Annotated in this window: 6 protein-coding genes; 4 read left to right on the top strand and 2 right to left on the bottom strand. The window is 71.9% G+C overall.

Translation table 11 applies throughout. From position 1 onward, the window contains the following. Positions 1–194: 194 nt before the first annotated feature. Entirely contained in the window at positions 195–1580 is a 1386-nt protein-coding gene (locus Pth03_RS25350) for a hypothetical protein (protein WP_203946881.1), read from the top strand. A gap of 39 nt (positions 1581–1619) precedes the next feature. Here Pth03_RS25350 and Pth03_RS25345 read toward each other — a convergent pair whose 3' ends face one another. Together Pth03_RS25345 and Pth03_RS25340 are read right to left on the bottom strand one after the other, a co-directional pair. Then, the gene (locus tag Pth03_RS25345; protein ID WP_203946880.1) at positions 1620–2165 is read right to left on the bottom strand and encodes a sigma-70 family RNA polymerase sigma factor; all 546 of its coding nucleotides are present in this window, start codon (positions 2163–2165) and stop codon (positions 1620–1622) included. A 293-nt stretch (positions 2166–2458) separates the two neighbouring features. Continuing rightward, entirely contained in the window at positions 2459–5329 is a 2871-nt protein-coding gene (locus Pth03_RS25340; RefSeq protein WP_203946879.1) for an AfsR/SARP family transcriptional regulator, read from the bottom strand. Positions 5330–5475: 146 nt separating this feature from the next. Here Pth03_RS25340 and Pth03_RS25335 point away from each other — a divergent pair, with 146 nt between their 5' ends. From Pth03_RS25335 to Pth03_RS25325, 3 genes are all read left to right on the top strand, one after another. After that, positions 5476–7296 (top strand): Rv2240c family protein, encoded by a 1821-nt coding sequence (locus Pth03_RS25335; protein WP_203946878.1) that lies wholly within the window; start codon positions 5476–5478, stop codon positions 7294–7296. Between the two features lie 72 nt (positions 7297–7368). After that, positions 7369–7662, top strand: coding sequence for a WXG100 family type VII secretion target (locus tag Pth03_RS25330; protein WP_203946877.1), 294 nt, complete (start codon positions 7369–7371; stop codon positions 7660–7662). Between the two features lie 72 nt (positions 7663–7734). Next, the gene (locus Pth03_RS25325; RefSeq protein ID WP_203946876.1) at positions 7735–12132 is read left to right on the top strand and encodes an FtsK/SpoIIIE domain-containing protein; all 4398 of its coding nucleotides are present in this window, start codon (positions 7735–7737) and stop codon (positions 12130–12132) included. Positions 12133–12171 lie beyond the last annotated feature (39 nt).

Genomic DNA, 12171 nt, shown 5'->3' with positions numbered 1-12171 from the left:
CCGGCCGCGTCTCCGAAACCCGTCCGGCGATCCCCGCGACCACCTCGGAAGCCGGCTCACGTCCCGGCGCCTCTCCCCACCGCAGATCTTTTTCGAACCCTTTACGGGCCCGTGCCGTGTAGAGGTGTGAGAGGCGCCGGAGACCGCAGCGACAAGCCGCGATCCGGCGCGCACCGCAGACACGGGTGGAGAAGATGAACAACGGCTTCAGCGCCATGCCGCTGCACCGGCCGACGACCTGGACGGCGCGCCGCACAGCGCGGACGGTGCTGCGAGCGGTCGTCGTCCTGCTGTGCGTCTTCTGGGCGGCGCTGGGCGTGAACGCGTCCGCGAGCGCCGCAGACGGTGACGGTCTCGTCAAGGTGTTCGTGGTGAACGACCCCGGGACCGACACCCTCCAGTCCATAGCCGCCGCGACACTGAGCGACCCCGGAAGGGCCGGGGAGATCTTCCAGCTCAACCGCGGGCGAGCCCAGCGGGACGGCGGAGCGCTGAACGACCCGTCCGAGCAGCTCCACCCGGGCTGGATCCTGCGGCTGCCGCCGGACGCCTCCGGCCCCGGCGTGCAGCTGGCCAGGGATTCCGGAAACGAGAACGGGTCGGCTGCCCGCGCGACCACCTGGACCGACGCCCTGACCATTCCTCTGCCCGCCGCCGTCGCGGTGCTCGGCGCGCTGGTCCTGGCACTTGTGACGGCGGGCATCATGGCCCGGCAGCGGACGCGCAGGGCGTTCGCCGCCGTGTCCCGCCTCATCCGCACGCTGAGCGACCCCGGCAGGCGCAGGCGCGGGATCGAGGCCAGGCGGTCGCTGAGCAAGCGCTTCGCCGCCGACGCGGACTCCGTACGGCGGGCGTACGGCACCCTCGACGAGTTCTCGGCCGCCGACCGGCGGCGGGAGAAGCCGGTGCACGCGCTGCGCGTCGACGACGCGGGCGTGACGGTGTGGTTGTCGCCGTCGGACGCCATGGACGCCCCCTGGACGAGCCTCGACACCACACGCTGGCGCCGTCAGACCGGCCGGGCCGGCGCCGCAGGGCCGGGCACCGGCGGAGCGGCCGGGAACTCGGCCGCCGAGGCCTGCCTGGTGCGTGCGGGCGCCGACGCCGACGGCCAGCCCGTCTTCGTGGACCTCAGCCGCCTCGACGGCGTGCTGAGCGTGACCGGCGACCACACCGTGGCCCGCGAGGCAGTGCAGAACCTGCTCGCGGAGGTGGAGCGCAGCCGGCCGTACACCCCGGTGACCGTCCTACGCGGCACGGACGGCGCCCCGCCCCTCACCGTGCCCCCCGGCCTCCAGCAGGTCGTCCGCGTGGAGGAGACCGCCCCCGCCGTCGAGCACCGGTATGGCACCGTGCGCGGGGCGGCCTCACGCCGCCCGGTCAAGGGCCTGGTCGTCATGGCGGGCACACCCACCGAGCGTGAGGCCGCCGAACTGGCCGCGTTGTGCGGCCCCGGCGGCGCCGGCTGGACGGGTCTCGTGTGCGGCGAGGTCGACGGCGCCCACTGGCGCTGGTACACCGACGCGCAGGGTGAGGTGGACATCCCGGTCCTCGGCGTGAAGCTCACCGTCCCGGCCTGAGCCCGGCGTTCTCCAATGCGTTCACGACGGTGTGGGATGTCAGCCGTTCCGCCCGGACCCCCGTGTCCTCGCCTGGGCGCGGAGGTTGCTGAGGGCGTAGTGCTGCCGGGACTTGACGGTGCCGGCGGGGATGCCGAGTATGCGCGCCGTCTCCACCACGGTCCTGCCGTAGAGATAGGTGTGCACGAGCACCTCACGGTGCTCCGCGGACAGGTGTCTCAGGAGGGCGGTCGTCTCGACGGAGGTGAGGACGGCGTCGGCATGGTCGGGCTGGGTGACGTCATGATGGTCCGTGCCCACGGTCTCGTGGCGGGAGGCCGCGCTGCGCAACCGGTCGATGGCGAGGTTGCGGACGACCGTGAGCAGCCAGCCCCGGATGGAGCCTTCGGTGGTGTAGAGACGCTCCATGTGGTTCCAGGCGCGGATGAGCGTCTCCTGCACGATGTCCTCCGCCATGTGGCGGTCGCCCAGCAGATGCTCGGCATAGGCGAGGAGCGCCTTCGCGTGATCCGACATCAGCGTGCGCAGAAGGTTCTTGCGGGACGCTTCCAGGGACGAGCGGTCCGAGGTGGCGATCAGTGTCATGGTGTGGGTCCTGAGAGGGGAAGCGGTCCCCCTCCCGGCCCGGGCGCTCCGCAGCTGCCAGATCTCACACCAAGCCGACGACGCGGCGGTCGGATCTACGGATCGCCGAGGCCGAAGGGGGGAGAAGACGTCAGCTGAAGGTGACGCGGCTGTTCATGGCGGCCGGCGGACGCCGGCGTCCGCACGTGTTCGGCGAAGCTTCTGGTGGAAGCAGCGCATATAGCGAGACAAGCAGACGCCAGTGTCGAAAAAATGGCGGAATTCTGGACGGCCTGGCCGGCCGATGGTCGGGGCTAGATCCGCGCGGGCGTGACGGCGGGATCCGCCTTGAGATTTCGCAGCTTGTCCCGCACCTGCGCGGCATCGGGATGGCCGATCCCCTCCAGGATCTGCAGCGCCTGTCCCCACGCGAGCCCCGCCAAACCGCCCGAACCCGAGGCAAGATGCGTGTCGCCGATGTGCGCCAGAGTGTCGGCTTCCAGATAGCAGTCGTGGATCTCGCGGTACAGGTCCAGCGCATGACCGAAGCACGCGAGCGCCGCGCCGTACTGTCCCAGATGGTGGTGGGCGTAGCCGAGGCTGTCCCACGCCGCGGCCTCACCGTTGCGGTCGTCGATCGCCTGGTGGATCGCGAGGGCGTGCCTGCACTCGTCCAGGGCCTTTTCGTGCTCCCCCAGCAAGATGTAGGTCCAGCCCAGCTCGTTGTGAACGCTCGCCTCCCCGCTGAGCGGTCCCGCCGGCCGGTAGAGCTCGAGGGCGAGCCGGTAGTGTTCGAGCGCCTCCGCGTGGAGGCCGCGCCGGTTGGCCAGGAAGGCGAGATAACGGAGGGCCCGGGCCTGTCCGCAGACGTCCCCGATCTCGCCGAACAGCTTCAGCGCCCTCAGCAGGTGTTCGCGCGCCTCGTCCGAGCGATTCAGCCGGCCGAGGACGAAGCCGAGCGCCCGGTGCGCGTGCGCCTGGCCGCGTAGATCGCCGAGTCGTTGTGCCGCCGTCGCCGCGGCCGTCTGGGCGGCGAGCTGTTCCCGCCAGCGGCCGTTGCGGTCCAGGTAGAGCTCGATGCCCACGGCGAGCTGCCAGGCATGGGCGCCGCTTCCATGGGTGGCGTCCTGCTTGATCGCCGCGAGGAGCGCGGCACGTTCGGCGTCGAGCCAGCCGACCGCGCTGCGCTGGTCGGCGAACCGCTGCGGACTCGCGTGGGGCGCGGCCCGCTGCAACGCGATGCGCTCGCGGTGAGACCCGAGCGCGCGGTCCGCCGCGTGCACGCTGTGCAGGTAGTGGTCGAGCAGCCGCCTCCCGGCCTCCCCCGATTCCTGGTCGGAGTCCTCTTCGCGGCCCATCTCGGTGGCGTACGCGCGGAGCAGCTCGTGGAACGAGAACCGTCCTGGTGTGGTCTCCAGGATCAGCTGGGCGCGCGCGAGCTCGGCGAGCAGCGGGCGCACCTCACCGACCCGCTGCCCCGCGAGTGCCGCCGCGGCGGCCGCCGAGCAGTCGGGCCCCGGATGCAGGGCCAGCAGCCGGAAGAGCCGCGCGGCCGCCGGGCTGAGGGCCTGGTAGGACGGGGAGAAGACGCGGCGCGCGTCCGTGAACGGCGGCTCCCCGGTGAAGGCGTCGAGGCTGCCGTGGCTCTCCCGCAGTTCGGCGGCGATGGCGGACAGGGAGAATCCCGGATTCATGGCCGCACGGGCGCCCACGATGGCCAGCGCCAGGGGCAGCCGCCCGCACAGTGCGACGATCTCGGCCGCCGCGTGGGCTTCGCGCTCGACCCGGTCGGCGCCGACCCGTCGCGCCAGGAACTCCACGGCGTCCTGATCGGTCAGCAGATCGACGGTGACGCAGTGCGCGCCCCCGCCGGCCACCAGCCCGTAAAGCTGCCCCCGGCTGGTCACGATGGCCAGGCAGCCGGGTGCCCCGGGCAGCAGCGGAAGGACGTGCTCGGTGTCGCGGGCGTTGTCCAGGACCACCAGGACGCGCCGGCCGGCGAGCAGGCTGCGATAGAGGGCGGCCTGCGCGTCGAGGCCCGCGGGGATCGAGTGCGCGGGCACGCCGAACGCGTCGAGGAAATGACGTATCGCTTCGGCCGGGGTCATGACCGAGGCGGACGGGTGGAACCCGCGCAGATCGACATAGAGCTGACCGTCGGGAAAGCGGTCGGCGACCCGGTGGGCCCAGTGCACGGCGAGCGTGGTCTTGCCGATGCCGGCCATGCCGCCGATCGCGCTGATCACCAGTGCCGGCGGCTGCTCGGAGCCCTCGGGGAGCAGATCGTCGAGCTGGTCCAGCTCGGGGCGGCGGCCGGTGAAGCCCGCGAGATCGGCCGGCAGCTGGGCGGGGCGCACCGTGGCGGCCAGGGGGACGTCACCGGCCTCACGTGCGGGCCCGTCACCGGCAGGCGGCGCGGGGTCCGGATGCACCGTCTGGCGCAGCACCTGCTGCTGGGCGGCCCGCAGCTCGGGTCCCGGATCCATGCCGAGGTCGTCGGACAGCCGTGTGCACGCCGTCCGGTAGACCTCCAGAGCCTCCGCCTGATGCCCGGTGGCCGCGAGCACCAGGACCAGCTTGGCCTGCAGGGCCTCGTCCAGCGGATTGTGGGCGGCGGCCTGCCTGAGCGTGATCAGCACCCGCTCGGTGAGGCCGGGACCGGCCTCCAGCGCGTGGTCCGCGGCCTGCTTGACGGCGGACAGATACTCGCCGTCCACGAAGGCGAAGACGGGGTGCGACCGCACCTGGGGCGCGATCCCGGACGCCACGGGCCCCCGCCACAGGGCGAGTGCCTCGGCGATCGCCTCGGTCGCGTCGCCCGGTCTCCCCTGCGTCGCGAGCCGGCCGGCCTCCTTGCGCAGGGTGCGGAACCGCAGCAGATCGAGGGCGTCCGGTTCCACGTCGAGACGGTAGCCGCCGGCCCCCCGGATCAGCCGCTGTGAGCTTCTCGCCGGCATTTCCGGCTCGAGCAGACGGCGCAACGCCCCGATGTACCGGTGGACCGCGTTGATCGCACTGTCCGGCGGGTCCTGCCCCCAGAGGATGTCGAGGATCTCGTGGACGGACACGGGGTGACCGGTCTGGGTCAGCAAGAGCGCGAGCAGGGCGCGCTGCTTCGGAGGACCCAGCTCCAGCTCGGCGTCCCCACGCCACGCCCTGACCGGGCCCAATACGGTGAAACGCATCGCGACGAGTTTAACTGCGCATTTCGCCCGCGCCGGCGAGGGCGCGTACGTGCGCTCAGGCGTCGAAAATCACCTGAACCTTTGCGGCACCGGGCTTCGTGTACCAAGCGCAAGGCAACTGATCGCACTGAACGCGGGGGTCCAACGTGGCGCGGCGGCACTCGAGTCCCGAGGATTTCCAGCTCGTCGGGCTGGACAAGGATCCGACGCCGGGTGATCCCGACCTGATCCAGGGCGTGATCAAGCGCTACCAGGACATCGGAGACGCCGCGGAGAAGGCGTTGAACGTCCTGAAGAAGGACGGCACCATCTCACAGGGCCGCGGCTCGGCGATGGACCAGCTCAAGGAGAAGATCGGTGACGATCTCCCCGACAAGCTGACCAAGACCATGACGTCCTATCACGACGCCGCCCGCGCCTACCGCGACTACATCCCCAAGCTCCGCGAGGCTCAGGACACCTTCGACAGGGCCGTCGACCAGGCCCAGTCCGCGGCGCCGAAGGCGAACCAGACCCCCACGACCCTGGGCGAGAACCCCACCGACCAGGACAAGGCCGCCGCGAAGACCCAGCAGGACGAGATCGAGACCGGCAAGTCGGAGCTCAGCGCCGCGAAGAGCCTGGCCGAGCAGGCCAAGGCCATGAGGGAGACCGCGCAGCGAGCCTGCGCCGACGTGCTCGACCAGGCGGCCGGCGAGGCGATCCCCGAGCGGAACATCTTCCAGAAGATCGCCGACTTCTTCAAGGACTTCCCGTTCGTCCAGATCCTGCTCGCACTGCTGATCGCCGTCACGGCGGTGTTCTTCCCCGTGGTGGGCGCGCTGCTGGGCGGGGCGTTATTCGTGTTCAACCAAGTGGTGGCCGCCAAGACGGGCGGCATCAAGGCAGGCGACTTCATCACCGGCCTGCTGGGCCTCGTCCCCGGCGGCGCCCTCCTCAAGTTCGGCGGCAAGGCGCTCGGGGCGGTTCCGGGGATCGGCGGCCTGGTCACCAAGACCACCGGGTCCATCACGAAGATCGGGGACACGCTCGCCAACACCAAGGTCGTCGGCGCGGTGCTCGCCAACCCGGTGGGCAAGGTGGCCACGGAGGCCACCGGCGGATTCCTGGTCAACTCGGGCATAGAGACGGTCGCCAAGGCGGCCAACCACGACAAGATCACGGCGGCGGGAGTGTTCGGAGGAGCGGCGGCGGGAGCCGTCGCCGGGACCGCCTTCAAGGGCGTCGTCGGCAAGATCGGCTCGTCCAGAGGGGTCCCGGAGCCCAAAGAGGGCGCCCCCGGCAGGTTCGGCAACACGACCGCCCCGGCGGAGGGCGACAGCCTCGGGAAGCGGGCCTCCGACCAGGTCGGTGGCCTCATCGAGGAGGGCGCGACGCTCGGCACCAAGATCGGCGTCGGCATCGCCCAGGGCGGCGACCCCAACGAGGTGGCCGCGGGCGAGATCGCCAACTCCGCCCCCAAACTGGGCGCCGGCCCCGTCGGCGCGGGGAAGGTCGGCAGAGCGATCGACGGCATTCCGATCAAGGGCTCCACCGGGGCGGGTGGCGGCCGCCCTCCGGCCGGCCCTGCGGACGTTCCGCCGCCGCCGTCCCCCACCCCCTCGGTCAACCCGGCCGACGTGCCCCCGTCGCCCTCCCCCACCACCTCCGCGGGAGGCGGCCGGCCCACGCTCGACCCGATCACCATCCCGCACAACCCGGCGCCGGTCGACGCGCCGCCCGCTCCCACCAGCCCCGTCGCGCCCGCGAGCGTGCCCCTGCCGCCCTCCCCCGCGGGAGGCGGCCGGCCCACGCTCGACCCGATCACCATCCCGCACAACCCGGCGCCGGTCGACGCGCCGCCCGCTCCCACCAGCCCCGTCGCACCGGCGAGCGTGCCCCTGCCTCCCTCACCCACCACGCAGACCACGCCGACCACGCCGACCGCCACAGGCGGCGGCGAAGTAGACGGTGGCGAGGGCCGGTAGGACACGCACACCGCACCAGATCTCCATCCCCAAAGGGATGGACACCACAAATAACCACCAAGGAGTTCTGACATGCCCGATTTCAAGGTCAACTCGGACGAGACCGCCTCGACGTCTCAGGCCCTGCTCAACGACTTCTCCCAGCTCCAGGACAAGCTCAGCGAAGTCAAGTCGAAGATCTCCAACCTGCTCTCCAACGGGTACAGCACGCCCGCCGCCCAGCAGAAGTTCTCGCCGTTCTTCGACGAGTTCGCCAAGGGCTTCGACCAGGTCAACCAGGGCCTGCAGGGCATCGGCCAGTACGTCAAGTCGGTCGGCGAGGCCTTCTCCCAGACCGACGACCAGCTCGGTTCGAACCTCGGCTGACCAGCCGGCGCGCCACCCCGGGCGTCCGCTCTGTCACCCATCCCTTCATGAGAAAGACGATGAGCCGTGCGATTGAACGTCAGCGTTCGTGACCCGCAGGTCGAGGGGGTGTCCACCACCGTCGTCGTCGACACCGAACCCTCCGCCCGGGCAGGCAGGTTCGCGGCGGAACTGGCGCGCACCATCGGTCATGTGGGGTCCGGTGAGGCGTGGGCGTCCGAGCCGAGCCTGTACGTCGGTTCCGAAGCCGTCGACCCGGAGGTCACGCTTCAGGCCGCAGGTGTACGGGACGGCATGGACCTCGGGCTCGGCGCTCCCCTGCCGTGGGAGCCCGAGCCCGAGGGCCGCACCGAGGTGCGGGTGGTCTCAGGTCCGGGTGCGGGCACGGTCTTCCGTCTCGTGCCCGGCGACTACGACATCGGCGGCGGGCGGACCTGCCGGATCCGGCTGGCCGAAGGCGCGTCCTCGCTCGCGGCCCGGGTGCGGGTCCGGCTCGACGGCACCGCCGAACTGCTCATGACCCGCGACGCTCTGCTGGACGACAAGGTCGTGGAGGGCGCGGCTCCCTGGCACGAGGGCAGCCAGCTCGCCGTCGGCGACATCCTGCTGGAGCTGACGTCGCGCCGGTCGGCCAAGGCGCCGCTGACGCCGGCCCCGGACGGTCTCGGCCTGGAGTTCAACCGGCCGCCGCGGTTCCTGCCGTCGTCCTCCACCGCCAAGTTCCGCCTGCCGACTCCGCCGATCAAGCCCGACAAGCGGCCGATTCCGCTCCTGCCGATCCTGCTGCTTCCGGCGGCCAGCGCCGTGATCGCCATCTTCGTCACGAAGAACTGGTCGTTCGTCTTCATCGCCCTGCTGTCGCCCGTCGCCGCGCTGGTCACCCAGTTCGGCGGGCGCAAGCAGACGATGCTCAAATACCTGGAGAAGCAGAAGGAGTACGAGGAGTCGCTGGCGCGGGTGCGGGCGGACATCGACGCCGCCCTGCTGGAAGAGCAGAGCAACCTGCGCATGTCCCTTCCGGATCCCGCCGCGCTGCTGCAGATGGCGGCCCAGCCCTCGGAGCGGCTGTGGGAACGCCGGTGGCGTGACCCTGACTTCCTGTCCGTACGGATCGGCACGGCCGACCTGCCGTCGTCGGTGAGCGTCGACGATCCCCTGCAGGACGAGCACCGGCGCACCACGGTGCCGTGGCTCAACCAGGTACCCGTGGCGGTTCCCCTGCGCAGGGCCGGTGTCGCCGGAATCGCGGGCCAGGGGGCGAGCCGCCTGGCCGCCTGGATGACGGCCCAGGCCGCGTCGCTGCACAGCCCGGCGGACCTGCGCGTCGTCGTGCTCGCGGGGCCCGAGGGTGAAAAGGAGTGGGCCTGGACGCGCTGGCTGCCGCACGCGCAGGCCCAGGGCGAGGACGCCTACGTCCTTGTGGGAAGCACCACCGACTCCCTGGCCCGCCGCATCGGCGAGCTCGGCCAGATCGTCACGGCGCGGACCGCGGCCGGGCCCGAACTGGTCAGGGGCGGCGTCAACGGCTACCCCGACATCCTGGTGGTCCTGGAGCAGGCCCGGCGGGCGCGTTCGCTTCCCGGTGTCATCGCTCTGCTGCGCGACGGCCCCTCGGTGGGCGTCTACACCATCTGCATCGACCGCGAGGAGCGCCTCCTGCCGGAGGAGTGCGGCGCGGTCATCGTCACCGCCGCAGGTTCCACGGGCACCTCCCGGGTCCGCACGGGCGGGAGCGCGGCCCTGGAGAACGTGCGCACCGACTCGCCGGAGCCGGGCTGGTACGACAACCTCGGGCGGGCGCTGGCGCCGCTGCGAGGCGTCGGGGACGGCGACGAGAGCACGCTTCCCGGATCGGTACGCCTGCTCGACCTGCTGACCCTCGAACCGCCGACCGCGGACGCCGTGATGGCCGGCTGGTCGCTCGGGGGCCGCAGCACCAGAGCGGTGCTGGGCAGCGGTTACGACGGCGAGTTCTCGATCGACCTGGTCCGCGACGGTCCGCACGCGCTGATCGCGGGCACGACCGGCTCCGGCAAGTCGGAGCTGCTGCAGACCCTGGTCGCCACCCTCGCGGTGGTGAACCGTCCCGACGAGATGACGTTCGTCCTCGTCGACTACAAGGGCGGCAGCGCCTTCGCCGAGTGCGCGGATCTGCCGCACACCGTCGGCCTGGTCACCGACCTCGACACGCATCTGGTGGAGCGGGCCCTGGTCTCCCTGGGCGCCGAGCTGCGACGCCGCGAGACGCTGCTGGCCGGGGCGGCCGCCAAGGACATCGAGGACTATCTGGACAAGCGCACGCGCGGCGGCGACGTCCTGCCTCCTCTTCCGCGGCTGCTGCTGGTCGTCGACGAGTTCGCCTCCATGGTCCGTGAGCTGCCCGACTTCATCTCGGGTCTGGTCAACATCGCCCAGCGTGGCCGTTCGCTGGGAATCCACATGGTGCTGGCGACCCAGCGGCCGGGCGGCGCGGTGACACCGGACATCCGGGCCAACACCAACCTGCGGATCGCGCTGCGCACCACCGACACCACCGAGAGCCGCGACATCATCGACGCGCCCGACTCCGGCGAGATCTCCCCGGCCAACCCGGGCCGGGCCTACGCGCGACTCGGCCCGTCGGCCCTGCTGCCCTTCCAGTCCGGGCGTGTCGGCGGGCGCCGTCCCGGCGGCGGGGCCGTGACGGGCACGGAGGCCCCCGTGCGGGCCGAAGTGGTGTCGTGGCAGGACCTCGGCGGTCCGCTGCCCCGGGGCCGCTCCCGCGGCGGCGCGGGCGTCGCCCAGACGGAGGCGGTCACCGACCTGGCGGTCCTCACGCAGGCCATCGCGCAGGCGGCGACGCTCTCCGGGATCCCCCCGCAGCCGAGCCCGTGGTTGCCGCCGCTGCCGGACGTGCTGGAGTGGACCGCGCCGCCCGCTCCCAAGCCCGGCGCCGTACGGGACGCGGCCCTTCCCGCCGTCGAGTACGGCATGGTCGACCTGCCCGCGCAGCAGACCCGTTCGCCGCTGCTGTTCGACGTCGACCGCGCCGGCCATCTCCACATCGTGGGGTCGCCCCGCAGCGGGCGTTCCCAGACGCTGCGCACCCTGGCCGCGGCGCTCGCCCAGGCGCACGGGTCCGACGACGTGCACCTCTACGGCATCGACTGCGGCAACGGCGCGCTCAACGCGCTGACGTCGCTGCCGCACTGCGGTGCGATCGTGGACCGCAACCAGGTCGAACGCCTGGCGCGGCTGCTGGACCGGCTCAGCGCGGAGCTCACGCACCGTCAGAGCGTGCTCGGCGCGCGGGGCGCCGCCGACCTCACCGAACTGCGCCTGACGCAGGCCCCGGGCGAGCGGCTGCCGCACATCGTGCTGATGGTGGACCGGTTCGAGGTCTTCGAGCGCGAGTTCACGTCGTACGACAACGGCAGTTTGATGGAGCGGATGATCCGGCTCCTGCGTGACGGCGCGGGTGCAGGCATCCACGTCGTGCTGGCGGGCGACCGCGTCCTCGGGAGCAGCCGGTTCTCCGGCACCACCGAGGACAAGATCGTTTTACGGCTGAACGACCGTCAGGACTATTCCTCGGTCGGCATCCCCACCAAGTCGGCGCCGTCCGATCCCGCCCCGGGACGCGGCATACGGACGCAGGACCTGAGCGAGACGCAGATCATGGTGCTGGGCCCCGACCTGGCCGGTGCCGCGCAGGGACAGTTCCTCATTCAGCTCGGCCGGGCGCTGACCGAGCGCGAGGCCGACGTGCCCCCGGCCCGCAGGGCGCAGCGGCTCGACGTGCTTCCCGACCGGATCTCGTACGCCGACGCCCTCGCCCTGCACACGCGGGTCGGGCCGATGCGGCCGATGGTCGCGATCGGCGGTGACACCCTCACCTCGCTCGGCCCCGACCTCTCGGACGTCCCGACGTTCGTCATCGCGGGGCCGCCGCGCACGGGCCGCAGCACGGCACTGCTCACCGCGTCGCTTTCGCTGCTGGCCGCGGGCACCGGCCTGATCGTGCTCGCGCCGAGGCGGTCACCTCTGCGCGATCTCGAGAACCGTCCCGGCGTCGCCGCCGTCATCACCGACTCACAGGTGTCGGTGGAGGAGTTCCGGCAGGTGCTCGGCAATGTGCCGGAGGAGAACGCGGTGATCGTCGTGGACGACGCCGAGTTGTTCATGGGAGCCGAGATCGACCCCGACCTCGCCCTGCTCGCCCGCGGGGGCGCGGGCAACGGCTGGGGTGTGATGGTGGCAGGCAACGCCGAATCGTTGTCGCTCAGCCTGGCCGGCTGGATGGGCCAGGTGAAGCGCAACCGCATCGGCATGCTGCTGTCGCCGCAGAGCCTGAGCGACGGCGAGGTCATCGGAGTGCGGCTGACCCGCGGCGTCGTCGGTCAGGCGCCGCGGCCGGGCAGGGGTTTGCTGCACCTCGGCGACGGATCGCTGCTCTCGGTGCAGGTTCCGTTGTCCGACGTGAACCTCTGACCCGGAAGCCGCACACGCTCCGGACGCCCAGGGGCGGCA

The sequence above is a fragment of the Planotetraspora thailandica genome (assembly GCF_016863335.1).
GTDB lineage: Bacteria > Actinomycetota > Actinomycetes > Streptosporangiales > Streptosporangiaceae > Planotetraspora > Planotetraspora thailandica.
This window is presented reverse-complemented; position numbering and strand designations above follow the sequence as displayed.